Source organism: Pedobacter sp. GW460-11-11-14-TSB4, assembly GCF_059423705.1.
On sequence record NZ_JBWKYI010000008.1, the window covers coordinates 69686 to 87295 of the forward strand.

Below are 17610 nucleotides of genomic sequence, written 5' to 3' on the forward strand. Positions count from 1 at the left end.
AGTATAAAACTATGAATGAAGAGGCTTTCGAATTAGCAGAATTAATTTCTGGATATCTGCTTTGTACTTTAACCAAAGAACAGGAGCAAAGGTTAATGTTTCTTTTGGAAGAAGATAAAGAAAGGTATAAACTTTTGGAAGCCTTCAGAACGGCTGGCCCAATAGAACCAAGGTTAGCCAACATGAATAACCTTGATGTTGATCAGGCCTGGCTCAAATTAGATAAGCGTTTTCATTCGAATAAAGTACCACATCAAAACCGATATTCCTTTTTCAAATATGCAGCCATTTTCCTGGCTATTGTGGGTGCTTTCCTTTTGTATTTTAACATCAATCAATCAGATCCCCGTATTGTGCCTGATCTGACCAAAACCTATAAAAATGATGTTTTACCAGGCACACAAACTGCTAAACTTATTCTTTCAGACGGAACAGAAATAGCCCTGGATAAAGAGAAACAGTCGATTACGGATGAAAACGGACTCACTATTATCAGCAAAAATGGTGAAATCAGTTATGAACCCTTGGCAACAACAGCATCTTTAACAAGCCGGTATAATACCTTAGTGGTACCGAAAGCAGGAACGTATACCGTAACCTTACCAGATGGTTCAAAAGTTATGCTAAATGCCATGTCGCAGCTTAAATTCCCAGTAAGTTTTACAGAAAAAGAAAGAAAGGTCGAGTTAAAGGGTGAAGCTTATTTTGAAGTAGCAAAAGATGCAGCACACCCTTTTAAAGTGAAACTCGACGAATCAGAAGTGGAGGTTTTAGGTACCCATTTTAACATTTCATCATATGATCAGGCGGCAAAAACTACCCTTTTAGAAGGTTCAGTTAAAGTTAGTAACGGTAAAAGCTCAGGCATTCTGGTTCCGGGAAAACAAGCATTGGCTGATTTAACAAGCCTAACCGTTTCCAAAGGCAATACAGAAAAAGCAGTAGCCTGGTGTAAGGATGATTTTTATTTCAGCAATGATGAAATTGGTCCTGCTTTAACCGAAATCAGCCGGTGGTATGATTTAAAACTTGTTTATAAAAAAACATTGCCAAACATCCACATCAGCGGACACATCAGCAGGAAAGCAAAACTTAGCGAAGTGGTCAATATGCTTAAGGAGGTAAGTGATCTGTCGTTTAGTATCGAAAATAGAAATTTAATAATCAATTAATTAACCAAATATCCATCAACTAACCAAGCAAATATGATTTAAACAGACCAGTGAAAATTGGCCGAAAAATGAATACCGGAAGTGTACCACCACTCCCGGTAAGTAATTCAGGCTCAAAAAAACAGTATAAAAACCGAACTTATTTCTATCACCTAAATCAAACGAAAGTATGAATTTCTTTTGTCACGGACAAAATATTGCCAATCGGGAAGCAATTCCGAGTATACCAATAGTTTTCAAAATTATGAAACTTGTGATCCTTTTAACCTTTGTGCTCCAATTGGGGGTATTCGCCAATAGTAAAGCGCAACAGGTTAATATTTCTGTAAAAAATCTCCCACTCAAAGAAGTTTTTACTGAATTGAACAAACAAACCAAATACCGCTTTTTGTATAAAGAAGAAAGTATTCAAAAAGTAGCTCCTGTTACCTTTAATATCAGTAATGCCGACATAAATGTTGCGCTTACCAGGGCCCTGAAAAATTCGGGATTAGGTTTTAATATCCATGGAGAAACCATTACCATTATCGAGTTGAGAACCAAAGCTACCGAAGTAACGGTAGAAGTAAGAGGTACGGTAAAAGATTCATTGGGAATGCCTCTTCCCGGTGTAACGGTACAGGTTAAAGGCAAACCCAATTTAGGCGCTGCGACCGATCTGGATGGAGAATTTAAAATAAAAAATGTTCCTGAAGGATCGATACTGGAATTTCGTTTGGTGGGATTTGTTACCAAAGAAGTTCCTTTGAATGGGAAAACTATCGTAAATGTTATTTTAAAGCAGGATAATTCGAACCTTAACGATGTTGTGGTGGTTGGCTTTGGTAAACAGAAAAAATCAAGCATAGTGAGTTCGGTTTCTTCTGTGAAGGGCGAAGCTTTACGTTTCCCGACCAGGAGTTTAACCAATGCCATTGCAGGTCAGGTTCCGGGTATCATTGCTATTCAGCGATCGGGCGAACCCGGCTATGATAATGCCGAATTCTGGATCCGTGGTGTCAGCTCCTTTGCCGGCGGTACCAACCCGTTAATTTTAGTCGATGGTATACCAAGGGCCATGAGCGATATTGAGCCAGATGAAATTGAAACTTTCAACGTGCTTAAAGATGCCGCTGCAACTGCGGTTTATGGTGCAGAAGGAGCGAATGGCGTAATTTTAATTACCTCGAAAAGGGGAATTGTGCAAAAAACTAAAATTACCTACCGCGGAGAGTATAGTCAAAATGAACCCACGAAGCTGCCAGAATTTATGGACTCTTACGATTATCTTTTTGCCTACAATGAAGCCTTGCGTAATGAAGATAGTCCGGTTTTTAAAACGGATGCACAGTTAGCCTTATATAAAAACGGATCCGATCGGGATTTATATCCCAATACTAAGTTTTTAGATGAAATGCTCCGCAATACCAGTTACAACACCAGGCATACGCTAAATTTTAGAGGCGGAGGCGATGTGGCGAAATTCTTCGTTTCTGGTGCTTATTACCAGGAAAATGGCATTTTTAAATCCAATCCCAATAATATCTACGATAATAACCTGGGTTTAAAACGTTATAATTTACGCAGCAATATCGATCTAAATGTAACCAAAACCACCATCCTGGGCGTAGATTTAAGCGGTCAGTATCTTTTAACCAATTACCCCGGTACCGGTACTGCGACTATTTTTTCCAGAATGATGGGCGTACCGGGATACCTTTTTCCAACCATATATTCTGATGGAACAATAGCTGGCCATCCAGGTATTCCAAGTTCGAACAGGGTGAATCCATATAACTTATTAATGGAATCGGGTTATGCAAAAGAATGGAGAACCACCTTACAATCAAAATTATCATTAGACCAAAAGTTAGATTTTATCACCAAAGGATTGAGTTTTAGAGGCGTGGTTAGTTTTGATGCTACCATGAATTACCTCATGAACAGGCTAAAATCGCCTAAACAGTTTTATGCATCCTCCAGAGATGCCAATGGTAAACTGATATTTGCTCAGGTTGGGAATGCGGAAACCGCCCTGGGTGAGCCTGTAGAATCAAGCAATGGCCAAAAAAACATCTATTTAGAGAGTTCATTAAATTATAACAGGGTTTTTGCCAACGACCATACCGTTGGGGCCATGCTGTTAACTTATCAGAAAGAAGCACAGCAACAAGGCGAAGCTTTAGCTTTTAAAAAGCAGGCCTATGTGGGGAGGATAACCTATAATTATGCCAACCGTTATTCCATAGAAGGGAATTTTGGTATTACCGGAAGTGAAGCTTTTTCACCGGAAAACCGCTTTGGTTTTTTTCCGGCAGTAGGTGGGGCATGGTTTGCCAGTAATGAGCCTTTTTATCCTGAAGCTTTAAAAAATATCGTATCCTCCTTAAAGTTTAGGGCCTCTGTAGGTAAAACAGGTAATGACAATACAGGTGGCGCAAGATTTCTTTATAGAGGAACCTATACAACTGGGACCACCGGTTATCCCATCGGTATTGGCGGTACAGGTTCTTTAAATTCCCTGACAAGTATTATTGAAGGTCGTTTTGAGGCACCAGATTTAACCTGGGAAATTGAAAATAAAAAGAATTATGGCGTTGATATGGAATTGTTCAGGGGAGCGGTTGATATATCTGTTGATTATTTCAATAACATCCGTTCGAGTATTTTATTACAGCGCAGAACGGTTTCGGGAGTAACTGGTTTCAGGCAGTCGCCATGGCAAAACTTTGGTTCGGTATCAAACAAAGGAATGGACGGGTCGATCAATATCAGACAGAACATTGGTCAGGTAAAATTAACGGCCCGAGGTAATTTAACCATTGCTAAAAATAAAATACTGGAAATTGATGAGCTCGCTCAACCTTATCCCTGGATGAACCAAACCGGTACCAGCATTGGCCAATGGAATTTGTATACAGCCGATGGATTATACGCCGATAATGATTTTACACTCACTACCGATGCCGCTGGTAAAAGAACTTACACTTTAAAAAATGGTCTTCCTGTAAGCACCTTAGGTGGAGCCGTAAGACCAGGAGATATTAAGTACAAGGATTTAAATGGCGATGGCAAGATCGATAACTTCGACAGAAGTTATTATGCGGGCGGGGATCCGGCTAATCCTGGAGTAGTATATGGTTTCGGACTTAATGCCGAGTTCAAAGGTTTTTACGGCAGTATATTTTTCCAGGGGGTGGCAAAAACGTCAACTGTATTTGGCCAAAATGCAGCAGGTAACTTTTTTCCTTTTGCATTTGGTGTCGAAGAATCAAATTTAAGAACCGAAGCGTCTAACAGGTGGAGCGAATCCAATCCAAGTCAGGATGTGATGTTCCCAAGGTTACATTCCATCAGTTTTGCCAACAATCAGGTGGCCAGTACCTGGTGGTTGCGTGATGCCAGTTTTATCCGTTTAAAAAACATAGAACTGGGCTATCGTTTCCCTAAAAAAATGCTTCAGAAAATTGGGTTTGAAACCGGAAGAATCTATGTTATGGGGAATAATATTGCCGTTTGGGACAGCATTAAGATGTGGGATCCTGAACTTGGAAATGCCAACGAAGGGTTAAATTATCCAATACCACGTTCGTATACCATTGGGCTTGAGTTTAATTTATAGTGTTATAAAGTGAGAATCATGAAATCAAAATTATATAAAATCATATTGCTTTGCTGTTTTATCCTGAGCCTGGGATCATGCAGTAAAAATTATTTAAATGTATCCGACGAACTTGCGGGCCAGTTAACGCTGGATCAGATTTTTTCCAGTCCGGCCAATGCGCGTTCTTTTCACCGAAATATTTTTGCCGGTATTGGTACTTCTTCGGCAATGGTTTTTGGTTTGTCTACCGTTGCCGTTAGGGGGGTAGATAATCCTTGGCCGGCTTTTACTGATGAAAATAGAAATCAACAGGGCGCATTTAGGGTAGAACCTCCGGCAGGTTTTAATGCTTCAAACGCACCCTTTAGCCGCTGGGATCTATATCTGTATATCCGCCAGGCCAATGTATTTATGGCCAATGCCAAAATTATCCCAAGGGTAGGCGGAACATCTTCAGGCGGAACAGTAGCTGATGCCATTGAGGAACCTGAGTTTAAAAAATTAATGGCACAGGCACGTTTTTTAAGGGCCTATTATCATTACTTGTTGTTTGAACTTTACGGGCCGGTACCCATTATGGATAAAACGGTTAATCCTGATGATGCAGATTTGGATTTCGAACGCAATAGTGTAGATGAAGTAGTAAACTATATCACCAGAGAAATGGATGCCGTTGCGCCAGATTTGGATGAGTATATAACATTAACAGATATTAATAACCTGGGATTACCTACAAAAGGGGTTGCATTGGCTGTAAAGGCCAAAACACTTGTACTGGCAGCAAGCCCATTGTATAACGGCGGTTTTACCGAAGGTTTAGCCTTAACCAATAAAGATGGTAAGCGATTGTTTCCTGCAAAAGATGATTCGAAATGGCAGAAAGCAGTTAACGCATTACAGGATTTTATCAGTTTCTCGGTAGGGAAATACGATTTGTATAGAGAATATACTGCCGGGGTGCTGGATCCCGATAAATCTATTTACCAGTTGTTTCAGGCCATGAACTCAGAAGTAATCTGGGCGAGTGGTAACGAGGCTTATGGCAGTATTTCATCGGGCGATGGTACGGTACGTAGGGCTACTCCTAGAAGCCAGGGCGGATATGGAAATGTAGGTCCAACGCAGGAGTTGGTTGATGCTTTTTTTATGAAAAATGGTAAGTCTATTAACGATCCTGGGTCCGGTTATAGTGAAACTGGTTTTTCAACGGTTACGGAAGTGCCGGCGGGCAGATCGGAAGCCGGAACTTTTAATATGTATGTGAACCGAGAACCTCGTTTTTATGCATCTATTGTTTATCATGGTAAAAAATGGCCGGTAACCAATGCCCTGATTAAGTTTACGGTTGGCAATGGAAATGATATTGCTTCTAATTATTCGATTACCGGATATAATATGTACAAACGATTAAACAGGACAGTAAGCCAATCGGTTACCACCGCACCCAAATCATTTTATCACCCTTCATTTATATTCCGTTTGGCTGAGTTTTATTTGTTATATGCCGAAGCGCTAAATGAAGTAAATGCTGCTGATCCTAAAATTGCACAATATGTAGATTTGGTACGCGAAAGAGCCGGGATCCCTAAATGGAGCGTTAGTCATCCGGCTATTCTGGGCAATCAGTCCTTACAACGCGATGCCATCAGGGCCGAAAGTAGGGTAGAACTTTGTTTTGAAGGGCAACGTTATTTTGATGTGCGCAGATGGATGATTGCAGAGAAACCTTCTGGTCAGGGGGCTCAGGGCGGACCTTTTTATGGAATGAATGTAGGCGGCGCTACCGATGCTGATTTCCTAAAGCGTACCCAATATGAAACAAGGGTATTTACAAGGGCTTACTACTTATGGCCAATTCCATTAGCCGAAATCCAAAAGAGCAGAAAGCTTGTTCAAAATCCAGGCTGGTAATGGATATGGCTTGTTTTTAACATTTCTTTAAGCATACATAATAAGCGCTCGAAAGCAGTAGCCCTTGTTGGTTGCTGCTTTTTATATATTTTAGAACATTATTAAACACACAAACGATAAATAATCAAATGAAGAATACCCTCATTGTACTGTCCTTATTATTAACGGCCAAGGCTTATGGACAGCAAAAAAGTTATGTAAGCATCTCTAAAACAGATAATCAAAGCACCATAATAACTAAAGCAGCCAATGTTGTACCTTCTGCCAGGCAGTTGCGCTGGCAAGGTTTGGAGTTAACCGCCTTTTTTCATTTTGGCATCAATACCTTTACCGACCGCGAGTGGGGCGATGGGAAAGAAGACATCTCTAAATTCAATCCCGAATTGCTCGATGCAGAGCAATGGGTTAAAGCCATAAAGGCAGCAGGTTTTAAACAGGCCATCATTACCGCTAAACACCACGATGGTTTTTGTTTATGGCCAAGTAAGTTTACAGAGCACAGCATCAAAAATACACCTTACAAAAACGGCAAAGGCGATATCGTAAAAGAAGTTGCAGATGCCTGCAGAAAATATAATATTGGTTTTGGCGTGTATTTATCGCCATGGGACCGCAACAATCCTTCCTACGGATCGGATGCTTACAATACCTATTTTGTAAATCAGCTTACCGAATTATTGACCCAATATGGTAAGGTAGATGAGGTGTGGTTTGATGGCGCAAATGGTGAAGGACCGAACGGCAAAAAGCAGGTTTACGATTTTGATGCCTGGTACAGCCTGATTAGAAAGCTGCAACCCCAGGCGGTTATCGCTGTTCAGGGACCGGATGTACGCTGGGTAGGTACCGAAACTGGTGTTGGCCGCGAAACAGAATGGAGTGTTTTGCCAATGGCCGAACAAAGCCAGGAAAAGATTGCGGCTTTATCGCAGAAGGAAGTAAATGTAATCCCAACTTTATCGGGTTCTTACAAAGATCAGGACCGTGGGAGCAGGGCTAAACTAGCCAATGCGACAGGCTTGGTTTGGTACCCGGCAGAAACTGATGTCAGTATCCGTCCGGGATGGTTTTACCACAGCAACGAAGATGCAAAAGTAAAAACACCTAAACGTTTGATGGAGGTTTACTTTACATCGGTTGGAAGAAATGGTGTTTTGCTTTTAAATATCCCGCCTAATACTAAAGGATTGATCGCTGATCGCGATGTTCAAAACCTTGAGGCCTTTGGTCAGGAAATGAAAAAGACATTTTCAAACAATATCGCTAAATCGGCTGCCATCAATTCGATTTCATCAAAAGCAGTAAAAGCGATGTTCGATGGTAAACTGAATACTTATTTTACCCCCAATGATAAAGATACAACGGTAACCTTCGAGTTAAACTGGCCTGAAAAAGTGACCTTCAATGTACTTTCATTACAGGAAAATATTGCAGTAGGGCAGCGCATAGAAAAGTTTGCAGCAGCATACTTTGATGGTGCTGAATGGAAAGATTTTGCATCGGGAACCACTGTAGGTTATAAACGTTTATTAAAATTTGATGCGGTTACGGCGAAGAAAGTAAGATTTAAGATTTTATCGTCAAGATTGAACCCTACACTTGCCGAATTTGGACTGTATCTTTTGGATGAAAAAAAATAAACGCTAAAGCCCGGGTATTAGCCTGGCCGTAAAGCCCCTCTAACATTGTCGCATATTGCCACCGGCAAACCCGGATTTACATGCCATCTTTGTATAGTCGGGATTAATATGAAAAACCGATAAGCTGGTGGAGCAGCGACCACCCCAAAAAACGGGCGAAACCGAAAAGCCTAAAGAGTAGGAAATTAAAAAATGATTTTATGTCGAACAACAGCGTTTCATTGCACAGGGTTTTAAAAGCGTCGCCAGAAAAAATATACCGTGCATTCACCGAACCTCTGGCCATTGCTTCATGGTTACCTCCTTATGGTTTTCTTTGTACTGTTCACGAAATGACAGTCACACTAGGCGGTTCTTTTAAAATGTCGTTTCAAAATTTTTCCACCTCAAATAGTCATTCCTTCGGGGGGAAATATCTTGAAGTTACACCAAACGAATTTCTTAAGTATACCGATCAGTTTGATGATCCAAATCTGCCTGGTGAGATGATCACTTCCGTTTCGTTCAAAAAGACTCTAGTGGGTACTGAAATTAAAATTACACAAGAAGGGATTCCCGCTGTTATACCTGTAGAGATGTGTTACCTCGGTTGGCAGGAATCGCTCGAAAAGTTAGCCAAACTGGTGGAACCTGAAATACCGGATGCTTAATTAATTAAAGGAATTAATACCTAATCACTGGCCAACCCATGGCTTGAAAACCCCTGTAAGATTATCTTTCAGGGGGTTTTTTGTGTTTATAGCTGATATTAAGCGATTTTGCCAAATGATTAAGTCTTTTTGTAGAAGCGGGGCGATATCGGCTGAATAAACATATATTTAAATTGGTATTATCCCTAACCAATAATGATCCAACTATCTGATTTTTCCGGGCGCAAATGGATGGCTATCGATAGCGCAGCTATTTCCATTTTTATTAAAGATACGCCGCTTTCGCGATCATTATCTTCAGCTGAACTTATAAAAAAGCGTGGAGGAACGGATAACATCAGCTCAATTAAACACACATTAATCACTACACAGAATTCTTATGCATAATCATACAGTTGGTCGAAGAGATTTTCTTAAAAAGACAGGTTTGTTAACAGCAGGCCTGGCTACATTATGGTTTCCGGTTTGGGCCCGGAGCATTTTTGCGCAAGATTATCCCTTACACAATATTCCGGAAGATAAAGGAATCGATCCGTTTTGGGCACGTTCGCTTTTTAACAGGGGAGAGGCAAGCACTTACCTGAAAAGTAAAAATGAATTAAAATATATTGGTATGCCTGCAGGAGGCTTGCATGCCGGAACTGTTTATGTAGGTGGAGATGGACGGCTTTGGCTCTGGCAGATTTATAACGAAACCTTTGAAGGACCACAGGAAGGGATAGACCCGAAAGTGGTGAACTGGAACGATGGGACTACGGTACGTAAAATACGTGTGAGAGACGGTGCGGCATATGTAGAACCTGCCATTGCCGATAACAAACGCGTACTCGATCAGGGTTTCGCTGTTAAAACGGTGATCGATGGAAAAAATGTGATAAAAGAACTCAATGAAAGTGATTGGGATGAGGTTAGTTTTACCGCATCTTATCCTGTAGCCAATATTAAATACAGCAGCAAAGCATTTCCGCTTGAAGTAAACCTAAAGGTTTATTCGCCTTTTATTCCGCTTGATGCGGAACGATCGGCTTTACCAGCCACCATTTTGCGCCTGGCAGTCGTAAACAAAGGTAAAAACCCTTTAAAAGTTTCTGTTTTGGGCTGGATGGAAAATGGGGTAAATAAGCTCACGGGGAAACTAAATACCGGACAGCGAAAAAACCAGGTCATTACACTTGAAAAATCTACGGGTATATTTTCATCTTTTGAATCTACAAACGAAGAAGTAAAGGCCGCTGGTGATGGTGGAACCATAAGTTTTATGTTGCATAGCCCGGGAGGCAAAGCCCAGGCATCATTTAGTCCATGGCCTATAGGAAGCAAGGATTTTGATCAGGCACGAACAGCTACCGCAACCATAGCGGCGCCAGAAAAACTCGTGGGTAGTATTGGCCTTTCTGGTGAATTATTGCCGGGAAAATCACTGAAAGCAGATTATTCGATAAGCTGGCATTTTAATAACCCTAATCCAAAGCTTAAAAAACTGGTTAAAGATGCCGAAGATGGCTATCATTACGGAACGAAGTTTAAAGATGCCGGCGCAGTTTCGGCATTTATAGATGCCAATTTCGAGGAACTATCTGCGACCACTGAGCTGTGGAGCAGCACCTGGAACAATTCGACCTTGCCGCATTGGTTTTTAGAAAGGACTTTTGTAAACATAGGTACCTTGGCTACTGCCAATACCTACCGCTTTGCCGATGGCAGGTTCTGGGGCTGGGAAGGTGTGGGGGCCTGCGCAGGTACCTGTACCCACGTTTGGCAATACGCACAGGCTGTAGCCAGGATTTTTCCAGAACTAGAGAAAGGCCTGCGTGAGCATGTTGACCTGGGCGTTGGATTTAAAGCAGATACCGGCGCCATTATTTTCCGGGCAGAAAATGAAAGCAGGCCGGCTATTGATGGTCAGGCCGGTACGGTGCTCAGGTTCTATCGCGAACATCAAATGAGCAAGGATAATGCTTTCCTACAGGCCAACTGGCCAAAGATCAAAAAAGCTGTGCAATTTATGCTCGATCAGGACAAGAACGGAGATGGCATGACCGATACGCCAATGGAGAATACCCTGGATGCAGTATGGGAAGGAGAAATTGCCTGGATAGTAGGACTTTGTATTGCTGCGGCAAGAGCAGCACAGGCCATGGCAGAAGAAGTAAAGGATACTTCATTCGCCAAAATCTGCGAAAATTATGTAAACAACGGACGCAGGAATATGGAAAAAGAACTGTTTAATGGAGAGTATTTTATCCACCGTCCGGATGCCGTTCAGGGCCGTGAAAAACTGGGTTCTTATAATACCTGCCATATTGATCAGGTTTACGGACAAAGCTGGGCTTTTCAGGTGGGTTTGCCGCGCGTATTGGATAAGGAAAAAGCATTGTCTGCACTAAAAGCCTTATGGAAATATAATTTTACCATGGATGTGGGGCCTTATATCAAGACCCATACCGGTGGCCGCCCGTATGCACTTCCAGGTGAGGGGGGAATGGTGATGAATACCAATCCCCATAACGAACCTAAACCATTTGGAGAAAATGTAGGCTGGCAGCTGGGTTATTTTCATGAGTGCATGAGCGGCTTTGAACATCAGGTAGCCGCACATTTTATGGCTGAAGGCATGGTACAGGAAAGTCTGATCTTAACCCGTGTTATTCATGACAGGCACCACGCGGCAAAGCGAAACCCGTTCAATGAAATAGAATGTAGCGACCATTATGCAAGGGCAATGGCAAGTTACGGGACTTTTATTACCGCCTGTGGTTTTGAGTACCATGGTCCAAAAGGATATATGGCTTTTGCCCCGAAATGGAACAAAGAGAACTTTAAAGCACCTTTTACTACCGCAATGGGCTGGGGAACTTATAGCCAGCAAAAAGCCGGACTTAAACAAATCCACCATTTCGAACTGAAATATGGTACACTGGCTTTGAATAAAATCGCTCTGGAAAAACTTGGCGGAGGAAAACTAACTGCAGTTTCGGTTGAATTGGGCGGAAAACAAATCCCTTTAACTTTTAAACAGGAAAATAATGTGGTGGAAATCCTGATAAAAGAAACCTTAAACATTCAAAAGAATCAGATTTTAACTGTCAACATTGCTTAAATGAAATATATGAACCCATTCCGTTTGATAACGAAGTCCGCTGCCCGCTCATTGATTGCAGGTGGACTATTTCTATCAGCTTGTACTGCACCGACAAAGGAAAAAGAACCCTTAAATGGTGCTTCTAAGAGCTGGGAACAGGCATTTAATGCAAAATTGCCTATGCTGGGGCACCGAAATTGGATTTTAATTGTAGATAAGGCTTTCCCGGAACAAAATGCTGCAGGAATGGAATATATTTATGCAAATGAAGACCTCAATGCGGTTTTGAAACAGGTGCTTGCGCAGATCAATCTCTCGGGCCATGTAAAACCGATTGTTTACCGCGATAAGGAGCTCGGTTTTATTACTGAGCAGCAGGCCAAAGGGTTAACTCAATTTAAAACCAGCATCGAAACTACGCTGGGTAACCTGCCTGTACAAACGATGCTGCATGATTCTGTTTTTAAGAAATTAGATACTGAATCGAAATTGTTCAAAGTACTCGTAATCAAAACAAATGAAGTAATTCCTTATACTTCTGTGTTTTTGCAACTGGATTGTGCCTACTGGAATAAAGTAAAGGAAGATACGTTGAGAAATAGAATGAAAAATTGATGTGAAGCAAGCGGCCTGCATTACAGGCCGCTGGTATATACTTATTTCCATTTTAATATATTAAACTTATGGCCGTCTGGATCCGCAAAAGCGCAGCCATACATGCCCTGAAATTCCTCTGGAGGTGAGAATACTGCACCGCCGGCATCTTTTACTTTTACCGCCCATTCATCTACTTCTTCCTTGGTTTCTGCCGAAATGGTAAACATGACCTCGTTTCCCTTGCTCAAATCGGCGAGTTCGCCTTTCATGCCCTTTTTTAAACTATCTTCCTTAAAAAAGTGGATCACAAAATTATCTTCTCCAAATAAAAAGCTGGCTAACTCATCACTCTCGGGACCTGCATTTTTTTCAAAACCGAGTTTGGTGTAAAAAGTCCTGCTTTTCTCTACATTTTTAACGCCTAAATTGGCCCAGATTTTTGCTTTCATAATTATATATTTAGGTATAGATTCTTAATTATAGCGCTTCATAACTTAATAATACGGTGCCGCTTTTAAAGCTGCGGGTATCAGTTAGTTTTAAATTCAATTGCTGTTGCATCCCACTGAAAATAGGCGTACCCTGACCAATGGCTACAGGATCAATCATGATTTGATAGGTATCAATCAATCCTGCTTCCGCCAGTTGTGCGCTCAGGTTACCACTGCCTAAAATGGTAATGTCTTTTGGCGATGTTTTCTTCAAGGCTACTATTTGAGTTAATATATCTCCACTTATGATCCGCGTATTTTGCCAGTCGGCGTGTTGCAGGGTATTGCTACACACAACCTTTTCGGCCTGGTTCATGCCCCTGGCTACCTCAGGCATCGCATCAATGGCATTTTGTGATGGCCACCACGATGCCATCATTTCGTAGGTTATCCTGCCAAAGAGCAGCATGCTATCGTGTTCCAGGTTTTTTGCGCTGAATTCGCCCTCTTCCTGCCCATGCTGGTGCCAGTCGATCCCATTGCTGGCATCTTTATAATAGCCATCCAGACTGATAAAATTGAATACATTTAATTTGCCCATAGTTGATGTTTCTTGATCTGTTTACAAATCTCTGTAGATTATTGATATCATTTAGGTGGCATAAATGACAACTTGAGGGCGTAAAAGTGACAAGTAAAATGCCTAATTTAGTAATCATAAAAATAACTATTTAAGCATGTTAAATGTTTGCCTTTATATTTTCGATGAAGCTGTACCTTCCTCGGTTACAGGTGTGGTGGATTTATTGAGTGGTGCCAACCGTTATATGGAACGTGCGGGTAAAAAGCCTGTATTTGCACTAAGTTTGGTTGCAGAGAAAGGCCACGAAATCCCTTTTCATTTTAACAACGTCAATATCCGGCAGTTGAATGATGAAGATGTACAACAAGCTGACCTGATTATTATCCCCTCCTTCAGTGTAGGTAATGATGGTGTATTAGGCAGAAATCAGGCTGCTGTGAAATGGATTAAAGAAATGTACGCCAGCAAAACCGAAGTGGCCAGTTTATGCGTAGGCAGTTACTTTTTGGCTGAAGCGGGTTTGCTTGACGGCAAAGAAGTAACCTCGCACTGGGCGGTAGCAGCCGATATGCAGAAACGTTACCCCAAAATCAGCATGAAAAGCGATTTGGTAACTACCGACCAGGATGGGGTTTATACCAGCGGCGGGGCATTCTCTTCACTTAAACTGATCCTCTACCTGATCGAGAAATTTTGTGGCCGCGAAGCTGCTTTATGGATTAGCAAGATGTTTGCCATTGAAATGGACAGAACCAGCCAGGCACACTTTAAGGTATTTACAGGGCAGCATCAGCATGATGATAAAGATATTTTAAAAGCCCAGCAGTACATTGAAGAAAATTACCCGAACGATATCGCCATGGAGGAGGTATCCAGCCTGGTGAATATGGGAAAACGTAATTTTATCCGCCGGTTTAAAGCTGCCACCAATAATACGCCTTTCGAATACCTGCAAAGGGTAAGGATAGAATCAGCCAAAAAAGCCATCGAAATGAACCATAAAGATCTGCCATTTATTATGGAAGATACCGGCTACAACGATTTAAAAGCATTCAGGAAAATCTTTAAACGCATTACAGGTTTATCGCCGATAGAATATAAACGAAAATATGCAAGGACTTAAATCCTCAATCAGCGAGATATGCAGGCGAGAACAATAAAAACATTAAAACCATAATAAGCAGTAAGAGTCCGTTTACCCAATAACGGTTTTTCCATGGCTTTAAATCAACAACCTGTTTGTTCTGGGCTACATAGGGAGTCTTCAAGGGGTATAGTCTTCCTATGATGAGCATAATGGCTGTGGTAACCACAAATAGAATGGCCAGTACATGGAGGAAGTGAATACCGGTATCAAAAACCATTTGTGTAAGAATATAGGCGACGAAGCAAAATCCCAAACCTATTTTTGCAGCAATTGGCGGAACTTTTTTGGTTGCAAATCCTACAAACATAATGGTAAAGATGGGGATACTAAACGCTGCGTTTATCTTCTGCATAAAGGTATAAAAGCTGTCATTAGAAAAGATGAATAATGGTGCAATGAACATGGCCAGTAAGGAGGCAAACATTTCAAATCTTTTCGAACTTTTTAACATATTCGCTTCAGTAACCACTATGCCTTTCTTTTCTTTGGCAGGTTTATAAATATTAAGGATAAACAATGTGCTTGCGCTGTTCAATCCGGGAGAAAATGAGGTAATAGCTGCGCCAAAAATAACGGCAGCAATAAAACCACTGAGCACAGGAGGCGATACATCGCTTACCACCCTCGAAAAAACTTCAGTGGTATTCTGCATATTGCTGTACATATGAACAGCAATAATTCCTGGCAGCATAAATAATAGAGGGCCAAGGAGTTTACCCGCACAGGCCAGTGCAATTCCTTTCTGGCTGGTTTTAAGATCTGAAGAAGCCAGGGCCTGCTGCACAATTACCTGTTCGGTACCCCAGTAAAAGAGGTTCATCAAAATCATACCGGTAAAAATGGTCGAGAAAGGAATGGCATCGCCCGCTTTTCCTATGGAATTAAAATGTTCGGTTTTTGAGGTGAGAATGGTGTGTATGCCCTGTTGCAGGTCTCCGTTTCCAACATGTTGCACCCCAAAATAGGCCAGCAATAAAGCACCGGTAAACATACAGGCACCTAATACCAGATCAGAAATAACGATGGCCTTTAAACCACCCAGTATAGAATATAAACTGCCCACAAGTCCGATGCACCAAACCAAAATCCAGATGCTGCTGCCATAACTGATGTTCCAGATATCGGAAAAATGAAACAGGCCATTTAGTGCTATGGCACCGCTGTAGAGTACAATAGGCAACAGGTTAATGAGATATCCGATCAGAAAAAGTAAGGATACGAGTTTCTTCGTTTGCGGATCGTAGCGGCTTTCCAGAAAATCGGGGGTTGTAGACATGGCGCCTTTTAAATAAACCGGAATTACAAATTCTGAAACCAGTAACATGGCAAATACAGAACTTACCCCCCAGGCCATTACCGTCATGTTGTTGATGTATACCGATTCGCTGCTGCCTACAAATTCGGCCGCGCTGATGTTGGTGAAAAATAAAGCACTCCCTACGGCCGTAAAACTTAAGGTACGGTTGGCCAGAAAAAGCCCTGCAGAAGTGGTGATTTTATGCTTTCGGGTTTTGATCCAGGAAATTAAGGCAACCAGAAAGGTGACCACAATAAAAGTAACAAAGGCTGTAGTGTTCATCTGCTCTGGCTTATAAAGAATTTCTTCTGATGAGTACCGTTGGAATGACTTCCTGGATTTTTTCTTTTTTGAGCACTGCCTGTGCAACTTTTTTGCCCATTAACGAAAAATCGGCCGAATAAGTGGTAATGCCCCCACCGATAAGCTCTTTTACAACCTCATCATTGTGCGAAAGAATACCGATATCTTTGCCCACCTGAAGCTGTTTTGCTTCGCAATCTTTCAGGATTTTCCAGATTTCTGAGTTGTTCAGTGTAAAATAAACCTTGCCTTTTTCTACACTTCCAGGCTCATATTCATTTATTATCCGTGTATTTACGGCAAAATCTTTGGTGAACTTTTTAAAGGCCCTGATAATTTCGACAGGATCCAATGAACCGGGCACATGGAAGAAAATCATTTCGTCGAACTTTTTGATGGTATCAGCAAGTTCGGCTAAAACCTGGTAAGTAGAATGCTCAAATTCCTGCGTAACATAATTAAATTCACCTTTTAAAGCTTCGTAACGGTCGAACATAATGAGTTTATTGCTCGGCAGGCTATCTAACAAATGTTTGGTTTTAGGATGTGGAATTGGCGAAATTACATAAACACCATATTTTCCTTTGATCATATCCAGCATCGTTTCGAACATGGTAATATTTCCATGGTGAAAAAAAACATCGATGTGCACATTTGGCCCCAGTTCGTTTCTGAAATTACGGTAAAACTGCTCCTGGAAAGAGTCGATCAGGTACATGAGCAGGGCTACCTTTAAGGTTTGTTCGGTATCGTCGTTAGCTACAAAATAACCTAAACGCTTTTTCGATTCCACTATACCCCGGCTAATCAATTCGCGATAACCTTTCATGACTGTCTCGCGGGCAAAACCAAGTTCTTTAATCAGCACATTGATAGAAGGCAGCGCTTCTCCTTTAGAAATAATCCTTTCATCAATGGCATTAATAAAACCCTGAACAAACTGTTCATGTTTTGAATAAGAGGGGATTTCTTCGAGCTCCTGTATTTTTTCAAAAATAGTGATCATAAAGTAGATTGGGCTACACTAGTCTATAGGTTTGTAATTCTTGTTCGCCTTTTAATTTACAAGGTAATAAAATTCAGTTAATCAACAATCGAAAAAAAATATTCCACATCTCATTTTCAGCATATTGATCTGTAAAGATAGATTATGTAACAATAAAGGCACAAAATGGCCTGGTTTTGTTAAGGCAGCCTTCTGCTGAATCCGGTTT

Annotated in this window: 13 protein-coding genes; 9 read left to right on the forward strand and 4 right to left on the reverse strand. The window is 41.3% G+C overall.

Annotated features, from left to right (window positions below; genetic code table 11):
- Nucleotides 1-11 precede the first annotated feature (11 nt).
- From AC07YT_RS10350 to AC07YT_RS10385, 8 genes are all read left to right on the forward strand, one after another.
- A complete protein-coding gene (locus AC07YT_RS10350) occupies nt 12-1172 on the forward strand; it encodes a FecR family protein (RefSeq protein WP_086546792.1) in 1161 nt (386 codons plus the stop codon).
- 169 nt (nt 1173-1341) lie between these two features.
- Entirely contained in the window at nt 1342-4773 is a 3432-nt protein-coding gene (locus tag AC07YT_RS10355; RefSeq protein WP_494945303.1) for a TonB-dependent receptor, read from the forward strand.
- Nucleotides 4774-4791: 18 nt separating this feature from the next.
- Entirely contained in the window at nt 4792-6666 is a 1875-nt protein-coding gene (locus tag AC07YT_RS10360; RefSeq protein ID WP_086546790.1) for a RagB/SusD family nutrient uptake outer membrane protein, read from the forward strand.
- 128 nt (nt 6667-6794) lie between these two features.
- Nucleotides 6795-8306, forward strand: a complete 1512-nt coding sequence (locus tag AC07YT_RS10365; RefSeq protein ID WP_086546789.1) for an alpha-L-fucosidase — start codon at nt 6795-6797, stop codon at nt 8304-8306.
- Nucleotides 8307-8506: 200 nt separating this feature from the next.
- Nucleotides 8507-8956: an SRPBCC family protein gene (locus AC07YT_RS10370; protein WP_086546788.1), complete on the forward strand. Its 450-nt coding sequence runs from the start codon at nt 8507-8509 to the stop codon at nt 8954-8956.
- A gap of 195 nt (nt 8957-9151) precedes the next feature.
- Nucleotides 9152-9343, forward strand: coding sequence for a hypothetical protein (locus tag AC07YT_RS10375; RefSeq protein WP_086546787.1), 192 nt, complete (start codon nt 9152-9154; stop codon nt 9341-9343).
- On the forward strand, nt 9336-12056 hold the full coding sequence (locus AC07YT_RS10380) for a GH116 family glycosyl hydrolase (RefSeq protein ID WP_086546786.1): 2721 nt from the start codon (nt 9336-9338) through the stop codon (nt 12054-12056). Before AC07YT_RS10375 ends, AC07YT_RS10380 begins: the two co-directional genes overlap by 8 nt.
- Nucleotides 12057-12653, forward strand: coding sequence for an RbsD/FucU domain-containing protein (locus tag AC07YT_RS10385; protein WP_086546785.1), 597 nt, complete (start codon nt 12057-12059; stop codon nt 12651-12653).
- A 41-nt stretch (nt 12654-12694) separates the two neighbouring features.
- Here AC07YT_RS10385 and AC07YT_RS10390 read toward each other — a convergent pair whose 3' ends face one another.
- Both AC07YT_RS10390 and AC07YT_RS10395 read right to left on the reverse strand, forming a co-directional pair.
- On the reverse strand, nt 12695-13084 hold the full coding sequence (locus AC07YT_RS10390) for a VOC family protein (protein ID WP_086546784.1): 390 nt from the start codon (nt 13082-13084) through the stop codon (nt 12695-12697).
- 28 nt (nt 13085-13112) lie between these two features.
- Entirely contained in the window at nt 13113-13667 is a 555-nt protein-coding gene (locus tag AC07YT_RS10395) for a dihydrofolate reductase family protein (protein WP_086546783.1), read from the reverse strand.
- A 136-nt stretch (nt 13668-13803) separates the two neighbouring features.
- Between AC07YT_RS10395 and AC07YT_RS10400 the strand changes: the two genes are divergently transcribed.
- Nucleotides 13804-14772 carry a GlxA family transcriptional regulator gene (locus AC07YT_RS10400; RefSeq protein WP_086546782.1) on the forward strand — a complete coding sequence of 323 codons (969 nt, stop codon included), beginning with the start codon at nt 13804-13806 and terminating at the stop codon, nt 14770-14772.
- 4 nt (nt 14773-14776) lie between these two features.
- On the opposite strand, the gene AC07YT_RS10405 is transcribed toward AC07YT_RS10400, so the two are convergent.
- Nucleotides 14777-16375, reverse strand: a complete 1599-nt coding sequence (locus AC07YT_RS10405) for a solute:sodium symporter family transporter (RefSeq protein WP_086546781.1) — start codon at nt 16373-16375, stop codon at nt 14777-14779.
- A 10-nt stretch (nt 16376-16385) separates the two neighbouring features.
- The gene (locus AC07YT_RS10410; RefSeq protein ID WP_086546780.1) at nt 16386-17402 is read right to left on the reverse strand and encodes a GntR family transcriptional regulator; all 1017 of its coding nucleotides are present in this window, start codon (nt 17400-17402) and stop codon (nt 16386-16388) included.
- Nucleotides 17403-17610: the final 208 nt, after the last annotated feature.

Bases quoted from the DNA above. Each gene is read 5' to 3' on its own strand.
- AC07YT_RS10395 (WP_086546783.1), bottom strand. From the start codon at position 13,667: ATGGGCAAATTAAATGTATTCAATTTTATCAGTCTGGATGGCTATTAT.
- AC07YT_RS10355 (WP_494945303.1), top strand. From the start codon at position 1,342: ATGAATTTCTTTTGTCACGGACAAAATATTGCCAATCGGGAAGCAATT.
- AC07YT_RS10385 (WP_086546785.1), top strand. From the start codon at position 12,057: ATGAAATATATGAACCCATTCCGTTTGATAACGAAGTCCGCTGCCCGC.
- AC07YT_RS10390 (WP_086546784.1), bottom strand. From the start codon at position 13,084: ATGAAAGCAAAAATCTGGGCCAATTTAGGCGTTAAAAATGTAGAGAAA.
- AC07YT_RS10375 (WP_086546787.1), top strand. From the start codon at position 9,152: ATGATCCAACTATCTGATTTTTCCGGGCGCAAATGGATGGCTATCGAT.
- AC07YT_RS10400 (WP_086546782.1), top strand. From the start codon at position 13,804: ATGTTAAATGTTTGCCTTTATATTTTCGATGAAGCTGTACCTTCCTCG.
- AC07YT_RS10350 (WP_086546792.1), top strand. From the start codon at position 12: ATGAATGAAGAGGCTTTCGAATTAGCAGAATTAATTTCTGGATATCTG.
- AC07YT_RS10370 (WP_086546788.1), top strand. From the start codon at position 8,507: ATGTCGAACAACAGCGTTTCATTGCACAGGGTTTTAAAAGCGTCGCCA.
- AC07YT_RS10405 (WP_086546781.1), bottom strand. From the start codon at position 16,375: ATGAACACTACAGCCTTTGTTACTTTTATTGTGGTCACCTTTCTGGTT.
- AC07YT_RS10360 (WP_086546790.1), top strand. From the start codon at position 4,792: ATGAAATCAAAATTATATAAAATCATATTGCTTTGCTGTTTTATCCTG.
- AC07YT_RS10410 (WP_086546780.1), bottom strand. From the start codon at position 17,402: ATGATCACTATTTTTGAAAAAATACAGGAGCTCGAAGAAATCCCCTCT.
- AC07YT_RS10380 (WP_086546786.1), top strand. From the start codon at position 9,336: ATGCATAATCATACAGTTGGTCGAAGAGATTTTCTTAAAAAGACAGGT.
- AC07YT_RS10365 (WP_086546789.1), top strand. From the start codon at position 6,795: ATGAAGAATACCCTCATTGTACTGTCCTTATTATTAACGGCCAAGGCT.